General features: G+C 51.1%; 11 protein-coding genes and 1 pseudogene. 4 read left to right on the top strand and 8 right to left on the bottom strand.

The window, feature by feature from the left end; translation table 11 throughout:
• The first annotated feature begins 75 nt into the window (after nt 1-75).
• Nucleotides 76-1,929 (top strand): DUF262 domain-containing protein, encoded by a 1,854-nt coding sequence (locus tag ACLJRS_RS15655; RefSeq protein ID WP_000102841.1) that lies wholly within the window; start codon nt 76-78, stop codon nt 1,927-1,929.
• Nucleotides 1,930-1,973: 44 nt separating this feature from the next.
• Here the strand turns inward: ACLJRS_RS15655 and symE are convergent, their stop codons facing one another.
• From symE to hsdR, 4 genes are all read right to left on the bottom strand, one after another.
• Nucleotides 1,974-2,294 (bottom strand): endoribonuclease SymE, encoded by a 321-nt coding sequence (symE, locus tag ACLJRS_RS15660; protein ID WP_001669145.1) that lies wholly within the window; start codon nt 2,292-2,294, stop codon nt 1,974-1,976.
• 215 nt (nt 2,295-2,509) lie between these two features.
• A complete protein-coding gene (locus ACLJRS_RS15665) occupies nt 2,510-4,225 on the bottom strand; it encodes a restriction endonuclease subunit S (protein ID WP_000257593.1) in 1,716 nt (571 codons plus the stop codon).
• Nucleotides 4,225-5,694 carry an N-6 DNA methylase gene (locus ACLJRS_RS15670; protein ID WP_000028345.1) on the bottom strand — a complete coding sequence of 490 codons (1,470 nt, stop codon included), beginning with the start codon at nt 5,692-5,694 and terminating at the stop codon, nt 4,225-4,227. The genes ACLJRS_RS15665 and ACLJRS_RS15670 overlap by 1 nt, the downstream gene beginning before the upstream one ends.
• Nucleotides 5,695-5,764: 70 nt before the next feature.
• Nucleotides 5,765-8,194 carry an EcoAI/FtnUII family type I restriction enzme subunit R gene (gene hsdR / locus ACLJRS_RS15675; RefSeq protein ID WP_000774451.1) on the bottom strand — a complete coding sequence of 810 codons (2,430 nt, stop codon included), beginning with the start codon at nt 8,192-8,194 and terminating at the stop codon, nt 5,765-5,767.
• Nucleotides 8,195-8,335: 141 nt separating this feature from the next.
• Between hsdR and ACLJRS_RS15680 the strand changes: the two genes are divergently transcribed.
• A complete protein-coding gene (locus ACLJRS_RS15680; protein WP_000452025.1) occupies nt 8,336-9,304 on the top strand; it encodes a hypothetical protein in 969 nt (322 codons plus the stop codon).
• A 115-nt stretch (nt 9,305-9,419) separates the two neighbouring features.
• On the opposite strand, the gene yjiA is transcribed toward ACLJRS_RS15680, so the two are convergent.
• From yjiA to btsT, 3 genes are all read right to left on the bottom strand, one after another.
• Nucleotides 9,420-10,376, bottom strand: a complete 957-nt coding sequence (gene yjiA / locus ACLJRS_RS15685) for a GTPase (protein ID WP_000612225.1) — start codon at nt 10,374-10,376, stop codon at nt 9,420-9,422.
• A 10-nt stretch (nt 10,377-10,386) separates the two neighbouring features.
• Nucleotides 10,387-10,590: a YbdD/YjiX family protein gene (locus ACLJRS_RS15690; protein ID WP_000460616.1), complete on the bottom strand. Its 204-nt coding sequence runs from the start codon at nt 10,588-10,590 to the stop codon at nt 10,387-10,389.
• Nucleotides 10,591-10,684: 94 nt separating this feature from the next.
• Nucleotides 10,685-12,835, bottom strand: a complete 2,151-nt coding sequence (btsT, locus tag ACLJRS_RS15695) for a pyruvate/proton symporter BtsT (RefSeq protein ID WP_000379929.1) — start codon at nt 12,833-12,835, stop codon at nt 10,685-10,687.
• Between the two features lie 366 nt (nt 12,836-13,201).
• Between btsT and tsr the strand changes: the two genes are divergently transcribed.
• Nucleotides 13,202-14,863, top strand: a complete 1,662-nt coding sequence (gene tsr / locus ACLJRS_RS15700; protein ID WP_000919519.1) for a methyl-accepting chemotaxis protein — start codon at nt 13,202-13,204, stop codon at nt 14,861-14,863.
• 112 nt (nt 14,864-14,975) lie between these two features.
• Here tsr and ACLJRS_RS15705 read toward each other — a convergent pair.
• Nucleotides 14,976-15,053, bottom strand: a pseudogene (locus ACLJRS_RS15705) (GNAT family N-acetyltransferase); the annotation flags it as partial.
• Nucleotides 15,054-15,186: 133 nt separating this feature from the next.
• On the opposite strand from ACLJRS_RS15705, the gene ACLJRS_RS15710 reads away from it, so the two are divergent.
• The gene (locus tag ACLJRS_RS15710) at nt 15,187-17,952 is read left to right on the top strand and encodes a sigma 54-interacting transcriptional regulator (RefSeq protein ID WP_001224212.1); all 2,766 of its coding nucleotides are present in this window, start codon (nt 15,187-15,189) and stop codon (nt 17,950-17,952) included.
• The last annotated feature ends 50 nt before the right edge of the window (nt 17,953-18,002 follow it).

Below are 18,002 nucleotides of genomic sequence, written 5' to 3' on the forward strand. Positions count from 1 at the left end.
ATAAAATTGAGTCTGAGGATATGTTATTTGTGGTAATTTATTAATTTGAAAAGAGAAAATGGCAGGAGCGCCAGAATGAGTACGTTTGACACGACGAAAATTGCTTTAAAAGATATCCTGGGGCAGATTACTGATGGACGGGTACAGTTGCCTGATTTCCAGAGAGGGTGGGTATGGGATGATGAGCATGTCCGGTCTTTGCTGGTCAGTATTGCCCGTTCTTTTCCCGTTGGTGCGGTTATGCTGCTGGAGACTGGGGGAGAAGTTCGCTTCCAGGTGCGTCCAGTTGAAAATGTAGAATTGCAGAAAACCGAGCCTGAGATGTTGATTCTGGATGGCCAGCAACGTTTAACGTCCTTGACTCAAGTCCTGATGCTGGATACGCCCGTTAAGACTTTTAACGAGAAAGGAAAGCAGATAGACCGTTTTTATTATATTGATATTGAGGCCGCTCTGGACAATAGGCTTGATGAAGCTTTTATTTCTGTTGAAAAGTCTAAAAAAGTAACGATGAATTTTGGTCGTGATATAAAAACTTTTGTTAACTCCTTTGGAGAAACGGTTGAAATGGATTTTTCTACCGTGCAAAAAGAGTGCGAAGCATTATTTTTCCCTTGTAACCAAATTATCAACTCTGATGCATGGGAAAGTCATTTATATAAGTGCTCACAAGAAAAGTTTTTCACTTATATGCAGTTCCGTGAAAAAATTCTGAATGCCTTTAGGAACTATTTGCTGCCTGTTATTAAATTGGGTAAATCAACTAGCAAAGAGGCCGTTTGCCTGGTGTTTGAAAAGGTTAATACCGGTGGTGTTCCACTATCCGTATTTGAACTGGTGACCGCCAGTTTTGCGGCTGATGGGTTTAATCTTCGGGATGACTGGTTTGGCAGTAATTTGCGTCAAAAATTTGGCCGCCGAAATGTACTGAATAAAGAAGCTATCCTACAGGGCGTAGAGCCGACTGACTTTTTACAGGCTATCAGCATATTGAATACGCTAAAAAAACGGCGTGCCGATCTGGCCGAAGGGAAGACAGGGAAATCAGTTACTGCAGTAAGTGCTAAACGAGTTTCAGTATTAGCCCTTTCTCTTGAAGATTATCATTGCTGGGCCGACGATGTGGAAAAAGGCTTCTTACTTGCCGCTAAATTTCTCCATCATGAATGTTTTATGCACTCATGGGATCTTCCTTATCGTACGCAGCTTGTGCCGCTGGCGGCAGTATTATCGAAATTACAAGGCAATTGGCTGGAGCCCAAAATTTATGACAAACTGGCGCGCTGGTTCTGGTGCGGTGTCCTGGGGGAACTGTACGGCGGCGCGGTAGAAACACGTATCGCAAACGATGTGGAAGAGTTACTAAACTGGATTGAGGGGGAAGGTGAAGAGCCCCGGACGATTTATGAAGCCTCATTCCAGCCAGGGCGTTTATTGACGTTACGTTCCCGATTGAGCGCCGCGTATAAAGCGTTAAGCGTGTTGATCCTACGCAATGGTGCTCAAGACTTTTTCTGGAAGTCGACGATCCAAAAGTTAGATTATGGTGAGATTGCACTCGATATTCACCATATTTTCCCAAAGATATGGTGCGAGAATAATAATATTAGTCCAGCAGTGTATAACTCTATCATTAATAAAACATCAATCTCCTATAAGGCCAACCGAATGATTGGTGGGAGATCTCCGGCTGAGTATCTGTCGCAGATCCAGACGCATCAGCAGGTCGGTCTGGAGGATGCCGAGATGGATGCGATCCTGCGTAGCCATTTTATTGAGCCTTCGTTGTTACGGCAGGATAGTTTTGAGGCATTTTTTGCCGATCGAAAAAAACAATTGCTGAAATTGATCGAAGCGGCAATGGGGAAAAATATTAGTCAGGATGATGTTGCTGAATTAGAGACAGCAACAGACGAGATTGATGTCTGATACTGCAACCCAGGTACGAATTAAATCGCACCTGGGTTTCCTGCCTATTTAGAAGAAATCACGCGGATAAACGTTTGAACTTGCTTTTGTTTACGTACTGACAGCTTGCTTACTTGCCGTAAAGACTCAACCAGCTCAGGCTCTGGTGGTTTCACGGTCAGTACGATGCAGCCTTCCATCACCTTAATATCTATTTTGCTGCCGGTGGTAAAACCGGCGGCTTCCAGCCACTGGCCTTTCAGGGTAATGGCGGGAATACGGGTGTAATCCGGGTAGCGGCTCGCATAACTGACGGTGGCGGCGCGGTTATTTGTTGGGGAGACTTCTGGATCGGAGAATTCTGCAATAGAATGCGGGGTAGTCATGATGGCTATTTCCATTGAATAGTGATTGTGATTAGCGAGGCGCTCGTGTTGCAGCACGGGCGTCTTGCGTTAAATACCTGTATATATCATCAGGGAATAGAAGGAAAGTCCAGCTGAAAATGAATGAAAATAACGGCGCGGATGAAGGGAAGGATTATTACTGGTGATGGGAATAAAGCGGCTATTTAGCCGCTTTATTGGTTTCTGGGGGCAGGTTAATTGATGGCGGCGTCGGTAAGGGCGTCGGCCAGGTGGAGCTGGGTTTGTTGGGCGGATTTAATCCTGAATTTTATATCTTCGATAAGAAAATTTAATTTATATAAGTTTTCCATTATCCTTTTTTGTTCTTCGAATGGAGGAAGCATAATTAATGGCTCCATCACATCTTCTCGTGATATTCCAGGTATAGCTATACCAACCCCTTTAGATTGAAAATAACCATACATGCTATCAAGTATAATTTTAAGATATTCTGAATTCATCCTAATGACATTAATAGCCATTAGTTGACGACTAATGGCTATATTGGTATCAGCGACGTTAAGCTTTCCAAGCCCTGCGCCTTTACATGTAATTAGAATGTCGCCCTTAGCAGCAATAGCCCTTTTTTCATTTGTATATTTGGAATAAGTTGGGCTGATTAGTCCAAATTCGGCCGGTCCAGTAATATAAGGAAGCATTTCACCATGGCACTCTTCTTCATATTCATCTGGTTTCAGGTGCTGTCCAGAAATTAGGTTGATGCATTCACCTAAACGACACCATTCCCAACCTATTGGCAATTCAAACGGTTTTTCCTCATCGCTAATCGGTGGCAACGGTTTTTGTTTTTTCATTTTCCCGTCTTTTACCAACTGCGCTTTTTCCTGCGCAATACGTTTGAGCAGTTCAGAGGCCGGTTCATCGTTCGGATCCTGCGGCACTAGTTTGCCCATCACCGCCAGTTGCAGAATGGTCTGTTTTAAGGCGGCAATACTGGCTTCGGTGGTAAACAGCGTGTCGAAATGCTCGCTGATACGCGCCCAGTTTTCGGCCAGTTCATCGGCGTTCTGGCTGTCGGTCAGCGTGGTTAGCAGGGTTTCTACCAGCTGTTGATGGGCATCCAGACTGGTCAGGGAGTGCTGTTCCAGTTGATCGCAGAGGGACATGAGTTTATCAACACGTGAAACAATTCGCAGTTGCTCCTGGATAGGAGCTAATTCGATGACAGCCTGCTGAGCTTTTTCTGTACCAAGCCTTGGCAAGTTCATTCCATGTGTAGAGCTATTTGCATAAATAATGAAATTTGGTGCTTTCAGCAATAGACGTAAGAACTCTGGGTAAATATTACCATAGCTTGTTATTGGGATAATTTCAGTAGTACATACACCCGGTTCATTAGCAACGATCACTTTATCCAGGTACGGACGTAATTTTCCATAAAGTACATCACCTTGTGAGAATCGATTCTTAGAGCTTTTAAACGGTCTTTCTGCAAAAGTTACCTTATTGATAAGCTTTGATGTGACTTTCTCTATATCCTCTAATTCAAGGATCCATGTTTCAGGTGTTACGTCTTCAGGTTCTGCTTTATCACAAAAACCATAGTTTGAAATAGATCCTAACCTCGTCCATTCCCACCCCATCGGCAGCTCAAACGGTTTCTCCTCCTCGCTAATCTCCGGCAGCGGCTTTTGCTTTTTAATTTTCCCCTGCTTCACCAGCTCGGCTTTTTCCGCCGCAATGCGTTTCAGCAGCACCGACGCCGGTTCATCGTTCGGATCCTGCGGCACCAGCTTGCCGCGCACCGCCAGCTCCAGAATCAGCTCGCGCAGCTTCTTAATGCCGTACAGGTCAATCTTACCCGAGCTACCGCGCCCCGCCGTGGAACGGGTTTGCAGCGCCGTGGTCCAGGTGTCGATATGGTCAACAATCAGTTTTTCCACCGCCATCAGTTGGCCTCCTTGCCGGAGAGCGCCGCGCCGAGAATATCGCGCAGCTGGTGGCGCAGGGTCTGGATTTCTTCCTGCTGCTTCGCGTACTGCGCCAGCAGTTCGTCCGGATCGTGGCTGACGGTCTCCGCCTGGTGCGGGTTTTTGATATCGAGGTTAAAGTTGCGGGCAATCACCTCGTCGATGCTGACCTTCCACGCCTGTTCGTTCTCGACGCGGCTGGCGAAGCCGTCGGCTTCGTTGCCCCACCAGTCGATCTCGGCCTGGAACTCTTCAAACTTCATCGGCTTGGTTTTGCTGTAGTTCTTCACGCCCGCCGGGTGCGGGTGCTCGTAGAACCAGATCTCTTTGGTCGGCTGACCTTTGGTAAAGAACAGCAGGTTAGTTTTGATCCCGGTGTACGGGTTAAACACGCCGTTCGGCAGACGCACGATGGTGTGCAGGTTGCACTCCTCGGTGAGCAGCTTTTTGATCTTGGTTTTCACGCCTTCGCCAAACAGCGTGCCGTCCGGCAGCACCACCGCCGCGCGGCCGTTTTTCGCCAGCACTTCAATGATCAGTTGCAGGAACAGATCCGCCGTTTCGCGGGTCTGCATATCGGAAGGGAAGTTCTTCTCGATGCCGTCTTCTTCGGTGCCGCCGAACGGCGGGTTGGTGATAATCACATCCATCTGCTCGTCCCAGGAGGAGAGCGGTTTGTTCAGCGTGTTATCGTGGCGGATCTGTACTGGCACTTCGATACCGTGCAGCAGCATATTGGTGGTGCAAAGCAGATGCGGTAGCTGTTTCTTCTCCACGCCGTGGATCTGTTTTTGCAGGATCTGGTGGTCGGTGACCGTGTGCGCATAATGATTTTTAACATGATCAAACGCGCAGGCGAGGAAGCCGCCGGTGCCGCAGGCCGGATCCATAATCGATTCGCCGAGTTTCGGATCGACGCGCTCGACCATAAAACGGGTCACGGCGCGTGGGGTGTAGAATTCACCCGCGTTGCCTGCGGCCTGTAAATCCCGGAGGATCTGTTCGTAGATATCGCCGAACAGATGACGTTCGCTGGCGCGGGTAAAATCGATCTCGTTCAGCTTGTTGATCACCTGACGCAGCAGGGTACCGTTTTTCATGTAGTTATAGGCATCGCTGAATGCCTGCTTAACCACATAGCCGCGCGGGTTGATATCGATCTGCGCGGGCAGATCTTTTAGCGTCGGAAACAGGTCGTCGTTGACGAACGCCAGCAGTTTATCGCCGGTGATCCCTTCGTTATCGGCCGCCCAGTTGCGCCACAGGTAGCGCTCCGGCATCGGCAGCCTGTATTTTTCCTGCTCGATTTCCAGCGCCTGTTCCTGGGCGTCGAAGATCTTCAGGAACAGTAACCAGGAGAGCTGACCCAGACGCTGTGCGTCGCCATCGACGCCTGCATCTTTGCGCATGATGTCTTGTAATGATTTGATAGCCGAGCTGATTGACATGGGGTCGTCCCTTTATAAAAAAACAAAGCCACCTGCGGCAGACGGGCCGCAGGTGGCGTAATCAGGATGTTCAGGCGGAGCGGGGAGGAAGCTGGTAAATTTCGCTTTCCAGGTCACTCACTGCCTGCATATAGGTGCCTTTGTCACCAAAGCCGTCGGTGATGATCTCCTGCAGAGTGCCCATCTGGTCGAACGGTTTGAGCTTCAGCACCTGAATATTCTCGATTTCTTCCACGCCCGCATCGGCATATTTGTCCAGCAAATTGCTGAGTACAGTCTGCGCGGCATCGGAATATTTGGTGAAATAATTACGCTTGCGAACATTGTCTGCGCGCTCTTTGCGCGTGAGCGGCGGCTGACCATACACCACATGACAGAGCATGTCGAACGGGTCAAGATCTTTGCCCACCTCTTCCGCCAGAACATCCCAAAGGATGCCCTGTAATTCGAGCTCTTTGATCACCGCCGCTTTGCGGTCAGCATCTTGCCATTTCCGGACAAAATCATCCAGTGAGGCGCACTCTTTGAGCACGGTTTTGCGGGTGTAATCTTTGAAGGATTCGGTGACCAGCCTGCCGTCGGCGTCGTAATACTGGACGCGTTGCGAGACCACACCAACGGTGACGCCGTTAATGTGAAATTTACGGACCCGGTTGTCTTCCTCTTCCGGTAACGGGCCGGAGCCGCCCATCGTGCTGGTGGTGTAGGTGGCCGGATCTTCGTCTGCCCCGTTGATATCCTCGTCGGCAAAGACGTCAGGCGTTTCTTCCTCCAGCGTTTCGTTGAAGCCGGAGTCCGGGTCCGAAATGTCATCTGGCGTGGCTTCCATCACTTTTTCCGGGATACCGTCAAAGCGCTCGTCGGCAAACAGTTCAGTGGCCTTTTTGAAATCAAGAATGGTGAACCACAGTTTGCCGTAGTCTTGTTCGATGCGGGTACCCCGGCCAATGATCTGTTTAAATTTAGTCATTGAGCGGATGGTTTGGTCCAGCACGATCAGTTTGCAGGTCTTAACGTTTACGCCAGTAGTCATGAGTTCTGAGGTGGTCACAATCACCGGCCATTCTTTTTTCTTGTCGCTGAAATTCTGCAGCTGGCCTTTCCCTTCTTCGTCATCCCCGGTGATTTTCATCACATATTTATCGTTACGTTTTACCATCTCCGGGTTGAGGTTGATCAGCGCCCGGCGCATACGTTCAGCATGCGGAATGTCTTCGCAAAACACGATGGTTTTATCCATCGGATTGGTGCGTTTGAGGTAATCGGTAATGGTTTTCGCCACCAGTTCAGTCCGCTCGTCGATGACCATCGTGCGGTCGAAATCTTTCTGGTTATAGATTCTGTCATCGATCAGTTCACCGTTGAGGTCGCTCTGGCCGCGCACGGGTCGCCAGCCTTGTAAATCAACATCAATATCGACACGAACCACTTTGTAAGGAGCGAGGAATCCGTCCTCGATCCCTTCTTTCAACGAATAAGTGTAAATAGGATCGCCAAAGTAGTCGCTATTGGAGACCTCGTGAGTTTCCTTCGGCGTGGCGGTCATACCAATCTGTGTGGCGGAGCTGAAATAATCCAGAATTTCACGCCAGGCGCTGTCTTCAGAGGCGCTGCCTCGGTGGCATTCGTCGATGATAATCAGATCAAAGAAATCCGGCGAAACCTGCTTAAACGCTTTTTGATGCTCTTCATTGCCGGTTAACGCCTGATAGAGCGCAAGATGGATTTCGAAAGCGGGGTCGAGAGTGCGCCCGGTGATTTTGGTCATTGCGGAGCCGAAAGGCTGAAAGTCATCAAGTCGGGTCTGGTCAACAAGGACGTTTCGGTCTGCCAGGAACAGGATGCGTTTTTTAACGCCTGACCGCCATAAACGCCAGATGATGTGAAACGCCGTCAGCGTTTTACCGGTTCCTGTCGCCATGACCAGTAATAATCTGTTTTGCCCGTTAGACACAGCCTCCAGCGTTTTGTTGATGGCCTGAAGCTGGTAGTAGCGCAGCCGCTTTTCGCTGCCGTCGTTGTAATAATCCTGGGTGACGATCGGCATTTGCGCGGCGGTGTACCCTTTCCACTGGCAGTATTTTTGCCACAATTCATCAGGCGTTGGGAATTCGTCGAGGGTAATTTCTCGCTCAATCGCGCCGGTTGCCGTTTTATCATGGAAGATAAAGCCATCGCCATTGGTAGCGAAGACGAAAGGAACGTCCAGCAGGTGCGCATAACCCAGCGCCTGCTGCATACCTTTGCCGATTTCATGTTTATTGGCTTTAGCTTCGATCACCGCCAGCGGCATGTTTAATTTGTGGTACAGCACGATATCGGCAGATTTCACCGTTCTACGCGCCGCGACTTTGCCGCGCACGATGACCTTACCGTCCCGGAGTTTGACTTCCTGTCGGATTTGAGTTGTGTTATCCCAGCCAGCTTTCAGGATGGCGGGCATAACGCGTTTGGTGATGATGTCTGCTTCCGTCAGGGTACTCAGGTTCAGGTCAGCCATTGGGGATTCTCATCGAATAGCGATGCGCAAATTCTACACACAAAATCAGATGAAATCATTACACTCTGTGTGCATTATTGGTGTTAAGTCTCTGTTTTAGATGAATTCGTGAATTCTGTACCCAACATATAAGGTTTTAATATGGAAGTTATTAAGATTTGGAGATCCTTTCTTAAACATTTTAAACAGAAAAAATTAGATTCTGCGGTGATTGTCTATGGCGTGATCGCAATCTATTTAATCCCCTATAAAGTTCCTTTAAAAAGTTACCTGGTTGCATTTCTCTTTGTATCTATTCTAATATTCTCTTGCACTCAAGAAAATCGAATTAGGGAATATATCAGTTTCTTTGTACGCACAGACAATGATCATTTATTGACTCGGTTTGCTGGTATTCTATCGCTAACTGCATGGTCAATTTTTTTGCTTTTGTTGTTGTCTGCTAATGTGTTTGTCAACACCATAACGTATTGGTTAGCTATTTTATTTTCAGTCTCTATCCTCATTAGTAGTATTTTGACTATTTTAGATTTTGCCAGAAATAATACAGTAAAAACCTTTAAGGTAATCGGCTTGGCGGTTACCGCATTTTCAGGTGTTTTTGTTTTTACTAGTAGTTACTCTGCCAGTATTTTCTGGCAAATCAGTAATCTGGAGCTATCCTCTTCTCCATGGTTAGAATATTGTTGGAAAGCCACCGCATTTCTTATGTTTTTCCTGTGGTTATCACAACCTATTTGCTATGGGCTATTTCTGCGTTACGGTGATAAAGCAAAAGGGTATCGAATCTTTACATTAACAGGTGCTTTTATTATGTCTATGTTTTTGTTTCTGCTTGTTCCTATGTTGATTGGTGATGTCGCTTATTTTGTGCTAAAAAAGACCATCAACCATGAATGGCGCAATGAAGCAAAGTGCGGTGAATTGGAAGTGAAGAATAAAAACGAAAAATATTTTGGTTTTAATACTGATAAATATACTGTGTTTTATTCGGATAAAAATGATAAGTGGGGTTTCTATGAGATCACCTGCAAAAAAGGGAGCGACAGGAGAGATACTTATAGTGTGGAGCCTTTGCCGGAGTATAATATCCCCTCGTGGTTAAGGTAGTTTGTATTTATCATTATGTAGTGGTGCGCTGGTGGAAGATATAATATGCTAACGGTGAATAGAGAGTGCCATATCTGCTCTGAAGGCCATCATTCTGTGATGGCCTTGATGCGGGTTACTTCCTTAACCCCGCAAACGCCGCTCTGATCTCGTCTTCCGGCAACTGGATCCCGATAAACACTAGCGTGCTGTGCGGCGTTTCGTCGCCCCACGGTCTGTCCCAGTCGGCGCTGTAGAGACGCTGCACGCCCTGGAACAGCAGACGGTTGGGTTCGCCGTCGATCCACAGCATCCCTTTGTAACGCAGCAGTTTATCCGCTGATTCCAGAAGCAGGTTTTCCATCACCCGCGAAACCTCGCTGATATCCACCGGGTAATCCAGCTCCACCACAATTGACGACACATCGTTCTGTTTATCGGCAATAAAGTGGAAACGCGGTTGGCTTGCCAGCACGTTCTCTTCCAGCATAAAGCCGCTGGTATTAAACAACTGACTCAGGTCAATATCGCCGTGTACCACGGTATAAACCGGGGCGCGGGCGTTGATACGCGCCAGCCGCTCGCGCAGTTTCTCGCTGTCGCCTGCCACGTCGGTTTTGGTCAGCAGGATACGGTCGGCGTAGCCTATCTGCGACTGAGCGATGGTGAACTGGTTCATCTGCTCGTTAGCGTGCACCGCGTCGACCAGCGCAATCACGCCGTCTAACAGGTAGCGTTTGCATAATACGTCATGGGAGAAAAAGGTCTGAATAATCGGGCCGGGGTCAGCCATGCCGGTACATTCAATCACCAGGCGGTCGAAAGCAATATCGCCGCGGTCGCGGCTGTCGAGCAGGTCTAATAGCGCATCTTCCAGCTCGTTGGAGCGGGTACAGCAGATGCAGCCGTTAGTCAGGGTTTTGATCTGTGTGGCGCGATCGCCAATCAGTTGATCGTCAACGGAGACTTCGCCAAATTCGTTTTCGATAACAGCAATTTTAAAACCATGTTGTTCGTTGAGGATATGGCGTAGTAGGGTGGTTTTGCCGGCACCAAGAAAACCGGTAAGTAGGGTAACTGCAATCGGGATCATAGTCTCTCCATTAACAACAGCGCATACCGCCTTTGCCATCGCCGCCGTAACGTGCTTGCTGACGTTCGCGGAAGAACTCTTCATAGGTCATGTACGGCTTGTCGGGATGGTTGGTTTTCATGTGCTCGACATAGTTGTCGTAGTCCGGAATACCAATCAACATTTTTGCCGCCTGGCCGAGATATTTTTTTGCCTGACCTAAAGTATCAAACATTCTGCCGTCCTGTTAATGAATAAAGCCGGATGGCGGCTTGCGCCTTATCCGGCCTACACTAGCCGGGAGCGCTGTGCGCTACCCGGCATCAGTTTTAGTGGTGTGAAGAGATCTTCACGCCGCCTTCCGGCACGGGCACATACGGGGTTTCTTTGTCGGTACGTTTATCGCTGTTGCGTACCTTCATCCAGGTGGTGAAACCGTAGAAGATAATACTGTACACCACCACCAGGAACAGAATACTCAAACCAGCGTTAGTGTAGTTGTTCACCACGATATGGTTCATGTTGGCAATCTGCTGCTCGGTCAGGTTGGTGCCGTTGGCAATCTTCTCTTTATACAGGTTTGCCATGTAGAAGAAACCTTCCATCTGTGGGTTGGCGCTGAACAGTTTCAGGCCCAGCGCCCAGGTGGTGCAGATCAGCAGCCATACCGCCGGGATCACCGTCACCCAGATGTACTTGGTGCGCTGCATTTTGATCAGTACCACGGTGCTCAACACCAGCGCCACGGCGGCCAGCATCTGGTTAGAGATACCGAACAGCGGCCACAGGCTCTTCACGCCGCCCAGCGGGTCGACCACGCCCTGATACAGCAGATAGCCCCACAAACCGACGCAGCCTGCGGTACCGATGATACCCGCGACCAGAGAATCGGTTTTTTTCAGGAACGGGACGAAGTTACCCAGCAAATCCTGCAACATAAAGCGGCCGGAACGGGTACCCGCATCCAGTGCGGTCAGGATAAACAGCGCTTCGAACAGAATACCGAAGTGATACCAGAAGCCCATATCCGCCATCGGCAGGACTTTGTGGAACACATGCGCGATACCTACTGCCAGCGTTGGCGCGCCGCCTGCGCGGTTCAATACTGACGGTTCACCGATATCTTTCGCAGTTTGCAGGATTTGTTCCGGGGAAATCACAAAGCCCCAAGAGCTGACGGTCGCCGCTGCATGTGCAGTAACGTCTTTCAACTGCGCCATAATCAGCGGCGCGTTCTCGCCGCCCATCTCGTGCAGGTTTGGCATGGTAATGCCCAGACCTGCCGGCGGGGTGTTCATCGCGAAGTAGAGACCCGGTTCAATGATCGAGGCCGCCACCAGCGCCATCACCGCAACAAAGGACTCCATCAGCATCGCGCCGTAGCCGATAAAACGCGCATCGGTCTCACAGGCCAGCAGTTTCGGTGTGGTGCCGGAAGAGATGAGCGCGTGGAAGCCAGAGACGGCGCCACAGGCGATGGTGATGAACAGGAACGGGAACAGAGCGCCTTTCCAAAGCGGGCCGGTACCGTCGACATACTGCGTCAATGCCGGCATTTTCAGTTCCGGGTTGAGGATCACAATCCCCAGCGCCAGACCGACGATCACGCCGATTTTCAGGAAGGTAGCGAGATAGTCGCGCGGGGCGAGGATCAGCCATACCGGCAGCAGCGCGGAAACAAAGGCGTAGCCGATCAGCGCGAAGGTAATGGTGGTGTCTTTAAAGGTCAGCGCCGGGCCCCAGTACGGGTCGTGGGCAATTACGCCGCCGAAGTAAATAGACGCCACCAGCAGCACGATACCAATAACGGAGACTTCGCCTACGCGTCCCGGACGCAGGAAGCGCATGTAGATGCCCATAAACAGCGCAATCGGCACCGTTGAGCAGACGGTGAAGACGCCCCACGGGCTTTCGGCCAGCGCTTTCACCACGATTAATGCCAGCACCGCGAGGATGATGATCATGATTAAGAAGCAGCCGAACAGCGCGATGGTGCCTGGAACGGTACCCATCTCTTCTTTGATCATCTCGCCAAGAGAGGCGCCGTTACGGCGGGAAGAGATGAACAGCACCATAAAGTCCTGCACTGCGCCCGCGAGCACCACGCCCGCCAGCAACCACAGTGTCCCCGGCAGATAGCCCATCTGCGCGGCCAATACCGGCCCGACCAGCGGACCTGCGCCGGCGATGGCGGCGAAGTGGTGACCAAACAGTACGTAGCGGTTAGTCGGCACGTAGTTCAGGCCGTCGTTATTGATGACCGCCGGCGTCGCGCGCGTCGGGTCGAGTTTCATGACCTTCTGGGCGATATACAGGCTGTAGTAGCGGTAAGCCACCAGATAGACGGAAACGGAAGCGACCACGATCCACAGGGCGCTCACGTGTTCACCCCGACGTAGGGCAACAACCGAGAGGCAGAAAGCACCGATGATTCCGAGAATCACCCAGGGTATGTGCTTGAATATCTTTTTCGTATCCATAGTAAAACCTGGTTGTAAGTTTAATTATCAGCCGAAGCTGGGTGGACATTGAGTTCGTGTTTGAGGAGGTAGATTGACTGCTATGCTGAGAGGATCTTGCCAGATCATCGCGCGCGTAAAGTTAGGTAAATCAGTGAGTGGTTGTATGGCGGTTTAAGCGGTCGGACGTACCGGTAAGCGGTTTCGCAGAGGAGGGCGTGGGCTATTTTATGTGATTGAGATCACGATATAAAATGGGATGATCCTTGTTGCGCGGGGCGTCATAACGACTTCACTGAGCTAATCGTGATATTAATGGCGCGCATCCCATAAAGTTTTCCCTTTCCAGGCCGAAAATTCTGTATCTGTCTAGCGGAAAGAGAAAACATGTTAAAGCGAATTAAAATTGTTACCAGCTTACTGCTGGTATTGGCGCTATTTGGCCTTTTACAACTGACATCCGGCGGGCTGTTCTTCAACTCGCTGAAGAATGACAAAGAAAACTTCACCGTATTGCAAACCATTCGTCAGCAGCAGTCTGCCCTGAATGCAACCTGGGTGGAGCTGTTGCAAACGCGTAATACCCTGAATCGCGCGGGTATCCGCTGGATGATGGACCAGAGCAATATTGGCAGCGGCGCAACTGTCGCTGAACTGATGCAGGGGGCGACCAATACGCTGAAGCTGACCGAAAAAAACTGGGAGCAGTATGAGGCGTTACCGCGCGATCCACGTCAGAGTGAAGCGGCTTTCCTTGAGATCAAACGAACCTATGATATCTACCACGGCGCGTTGGCGGAGCTTATTCAGCTTCTTGGCGCGGGTAAGATTAACGAGTTTTTTGATCAACCGACTCAAAGCTATCAGGACGCTTTTGAGAAGCAGTACATGGCCTATATGCAGCAAAACGATCGTCTGTACGATATTGCTGTTGAGGATAACAACAGTTCCTACAACCAGGCGATGTGGGTACTGGTCAGTGTGCTGATTGCCGTTCTGGTGGTCATTATCGCCGTCTGGTTCGGCATCAAACTGTCGCTTATCGCCCCGATGAATCGTCTGATTGAAAGCATTCGTCATATCGCCAGCGGCGATCTGGTGAAGCGTATCGACGTGGAAGGCTCCAACGAAATGGGGCAGTTGGCTGAAAACCTGCGTCATATGCAAAGTGAACTGATGCGTACCGTTGGCGATGTACGTAACGGCGCGAATGCGATCTATAGCGGCGCCAGCGAGATTGCGATGGGCAACAACGATCTCTCTTCCCGTACTGAGCAGCAGGCAGCGTCTCTGGAAGAGACTGCCGCCAGTATGGAACAACTGACCGCCACCGTGAAACAGAACGCCGAAAACGCCCGTCAGGCCAGTCACCTGGCATTGAGCGCCTCTGAAACAGCGCAAAAAGGCGGCAAAGTGGTGGATAACGTCGTACAAACAATGCGCGATATCGCCTCCAGTTCGCAGAAAATCGCCGATATTATCAGCGTAATCGACGGTATTGCTTTCCAGACCAATATCCTGGCGCTGAATGCGGCGGTAGAAGCGGCGCGCGCAGGCGAGCAGGGACGCGGGTTCGCGGTGGTAGCCGGTGAAGTCCGTAATCTGGCCCAGCGTAGCGCGCAGGCGGCACGAGAGATCAAGAGTCTGATTGAGGATTCCGTGAGCCGTGTTGATGTGGGGTCGACGCTGGTCGAAAGCGCCGGTGAAACCATGGATGAGATCGTCAATGCAGTGACCCGCGTGACCGATATCATGGGCGAGATTGCCTCGGCGTCCGACGAGCAAAGCCGTGGTATCGACCAGGTGGGCCTGGCGGTAGCGGAGATGGATCGCGTAACGCAGCAGAACGCCTCGCTGGTGGAAGAGTCCGCCGCCGCGGCTGCGGCGCTGGAAGAGCAAGCCAGCCGTCTGACCCAGGCCGTCGCGGTGTTCCGTATTCACCAGCAACAGCAGCGTGCGCGTGAAGTGGCTGCGGTAAAAACCCCGGCAGCCGTGTCGTCACCAAAGGCCGCTGTGGCCGACGGCAGCGATAATTGGGAAACGTTTTAAGGGCGTAGTGGTGAACAGTCGGCCTACAGACGACCGTAGGCCGGATGAGATGTTCACACTTTTGCCTGATGGCGTAGCGCTTACCAGGCCTGGCAGTCCGCGCAGGCCGATTTTAAACCAGCATCAGGCGCATGGTGCAGCGTGATTCATACGCCAGGCCGTGCGCCGCTTCCTCCTCTCTTTTCTGGCGTCGCGCGTTAATCCAACGTTGAGTGAAGGTGTGCGGTGATCCACAAAAAATGAATAAAGCGAGAGAACGCACGGCAGGAGAGCCTTGTTTCGCGGCATCATAATTGCTGATGTGATAATCGTGAGAGGATACGATGCGCAAAGATGCCCTGCTTGCTTTCCTGATGAACCAAACGGATTTTTTTGATCCGGAAAATGTCAGTGAGGTGTTTACCGCGCGCTATCTGGCGCAGCGTTTTAATATGCAGCGCAATACCGCCAGCCATTATCTGAACCAACTGGTGGCGCAGGGCGTGCTCTGCAAAATCAATACCCGTCCCGTCTATTTCCTGCATAAGCAGGCATTTAGCCAACAGTTTTTTACCCTTTCGCGTAATGAATACGCCAGCGTCGCGGAGCTGTTAGCGCACGGGGAACAGGAGTGCGCGCCGGACGATCACTTTTCTCTGTTGATTGGTCATAACGAAAGCCTGAAGCGGCCGATTGAGCAACTGAAAACCGCGCTGTTTTATCCCGACGGCGGACTGCCGCTACTGATGACCGGCGAAAGCGGCACCGGGAAAAGTTATCTGGCGCAGCTCATGCACGAATATGCCATCGCCCAGGCGCTTCTGTCGCCGGATGCGCCATTTATCAGTTTTAATTGCGCCCAGTATGCGAGCAATCCCGAACTGCTCGCGGCGAATCTTTTTGGCTATGTGAAGGGCGCGTTTACCGGCGCGCAGAGCGACAGACCGGGCGCGTTCGAGGCGGCTGACGGCGGCATGTTATTCCTGGATGAAGTCCACCGGCTGAGCGCCGAAGGGCAGGAGAAGCTCTTTACCTGGCTCGATCGTGGTGAAATTTATCGGGTAGGCGACACCGCGCAGGGGCATCCGGTTTCGGTACGTCTGGTATTTGCGACGACCGAAGAGATACACAGTACCTTTCTGACGACATTTTTGCGACGCATCCCGATTCAGGTCAACCTGCCGGATCTCCAGCACCGCAGCCGCCAGGAAAAAGAGGCGCTGATCTTACTGTTTTTCTGGACGGAGGCGAAAAAACTTTCGGCCACGCTTATCCTCAAACCGCGTTTGTTGCAGATCCTCAATCAATATGTTTATCGCGGCAACGTCGGCGAGCTGAAAAATGTGGTGAAGTATGCGGTGGCGACGGCATGGGCGAAAAAGCCTGGGCAGGAAACCGTTACCGTGTCGCTGCACGATCTGCCGGATGCCATGCTGTCGGCATTGCCGTCACTGAATGAACCGCTGGCGGACGACACGCCGGTGAGCATCTCGCCCGACACGAACCTTACCTGGCTGCTGCGCGCCCGCGACGAGATGCAGGGCATGATCCATGATACGCAGTGTCATGTGCTGGCGCTGTACGAGCTGGTACGTAGCGGGAAAGAGGGGTGGGAGACGGTACAAAAAAGAATGGGCGATGAAATTGAGACCCTCTTCGATCGCCTGATTTTTACCGGCGACGATAATGTGCACTCACAGCGGTTGCTGTTAATTACAAGCCAGGTGCGGGAAGAGTTTTATCGTCTGGAGAAGCGCTTCAATATGCAGCTTAACGGCAACTGTATTTACGCGCTTAGCCACTATTTAATCCATCGTACCGCACTGGCGCCTTCTCGTCTCAACAGCGAGCAGATCCGCCAACTGGACGCCTTCCTCGCCCAGAAATATCCGCTGCTGTACAGCTTCTGTTTACAAATTCTGGAGACGCTGGGCCAGAAGCTGGATCTGGAGCCGAGACGCATTGATATGCTGCTGCTGGCGCTTTGGCTGCATAAACAGGGGGCTAACAACCAAAAACAGGTGACGCATGCGGTGATTCTGGCGCATGGCTATGCCACCGCCAGCAGTATCGCCAACGTCGCCAACCGGTTACTGAAAAATACGATTTTTGAATCGTTCGATATGCCGCTGGACGTCACGCCGGAGGCGATAGCGCAACAGGTGATGCGCTATCTGGAAGAGCATCCGCTCGCCTCCGGCCTGATGATTCTGGTGGATATGGGATCGCTCAAAGCCATTCATCGTCATTTTGATCGCGCGCTTTCCACGCCGGTGACGATTATCAACAACGTCTCGACCAGCATGGCCCTGTATGTAGGGGAGCGTATTTTACAGGGGCATTTTATTGAAGAGATCGCCCGCGATATCGCCCGGGATGTGCCGGTCGAGTATCAGCTCTACTGGCCGAAAAGCAACAAACCGCGCGCCATACTGACCACCTGCGCGACCGGTATCGGGGTGGCGACGAATCTTTGCGCATTACTGAGCGCCAGTATTCCGCAGGCGTTGGAGATTGACGTCGTCGCCTGCGATTATGCGATGCTGGCGAGCAATAAAACCCAGGAGCCGGTGTTTATGCGCTACGACGTACTGGCGATAGTCGGCACGCTGGACCCGCACATCGCCAGCGTGCCGTGGATTTCGCTCGACTCGCTGATCTCCGGCGAGGGGAATCACTATCTGATGCGGCTGTTTGGTTCGCTGACCACGCCGGAGCAGGTGGCGGAGATCAACAACCTGCTGCTGAAAAACTTCTCGCTCCGACGAGTGATCGAATCCGTCACCATCCTCGACACCAGCAAAGTCATCAACCATGTTGAGCAGTTTCTGCTGCGTTATGAGCATCTGGCGGGCGTTACCGTCTCGAATGAAAGAAAGGTGGCGCTCTATGTGCATATTAGTTGCCTGATTGAGCGTCTGATCCGCCATGCGGGCATTACTGCTTATAGTGGACAACAGTGTCCGGAACAGGAACTGAATCGGCTACGGGAAGCGTTTAGTGTCATTGAGAGTAACTACAGTGTCAAAATCCCCACCGCCGAGCTTGGCTATATCCATAATATCCTGACCTTCGAAACAGAACTTATCGAGCAAGATCAACAGTTTTAACTATTTCCCTCTGTTAACCCGCATCTTTTTTCGGCGCGCCACTTTTTCTG

It is taken from the genome of Salmonella sp. SAL00670, from assembly GCF_046552235.1.
Taxonomy (GTDB): Bacteria; Pseudomonadota; Gammaproteobacteria; order Enterobacterales; family Enterobacteriaceae; genus Salmonella; species Salmonella enterica.

Bases quoted from the DNA above. Each gene is read 5' to 3' on its own strand.
- ACLJRS_RS15680 (WP_000452025.1), top strand. From the start codon at position 8,336: ATGGAAGTTATTAAGATTTGGAGATCCTTTCTTAAACATTTTAAACAG.
- ACLJRS_RS15665 (WP_000257593.1), bottom strand. From the start codon at position 4,225: ATGGCGGTGGAAAAACTGATTGTTGACCATATCGACACCTGGACCACG.
- hsdR (WP_000774451.1), bottom strand. From the start codon at position 8,194: ATGGCTGACCTGAACCTGAGTACCCTGACGGAAGCAGACATCATCACC.
- yjiA (WP_000612225.1), bottom strand. From the start codon at position 10,376: ATGATCCCGATTGCAGTTACCCTACTTACCGGTTTTCTTGGTGCCGGC.
- tsr (WP_000919519.1), top strand. From the start codon at position 13,202: ATGTTAAAGCGAATTAAAATTGTTACCAGCTTACTGCTGGTATTGGCG.
- btsT (WP_000379929.1), bottom strand. From the start codon at position 12,835: ATGGATACGAAAAAGATATTCAAGCACATACCCTGGGTGATTCTCGGA.
- symE (WP_001669145.1), bottom strand. From the start codon at position 2,294: ATGACTACCCCGCATTCTATTGCAGAATTCTCCGATCCAGAAGTCTCC.
- ACLJRS_RS15690 (WP_000460616.1), bottom strand. From the start codon at position 10,590: ATGTTTGATACTTTAGGTCAGGCAAAAAAATATCTCGGCCAGGCGGCA.
- ACLJRS_RS15655 (WP_000102841.1), top strand. From the start codon at position 76: ATGAGTACGTTTGACACGACGAAAATTGCTTTAAAAGATATCCTGGGG.
- ACLJRS_RS15670 (WP_000028345.1), bottom strand. From the start codon at position 5,694: ATGTCAATCAGCTCGGCTATCAAATCATTACAAGACATCATGCGCAAA.
- ACLJRS_RS15710 (WP_001224212.1), top strand. From the start codon at position 15,187: ATGCGCAAAGATGCCCTGCTTGCTTTCCTGATGAACCAAACGGATTTT.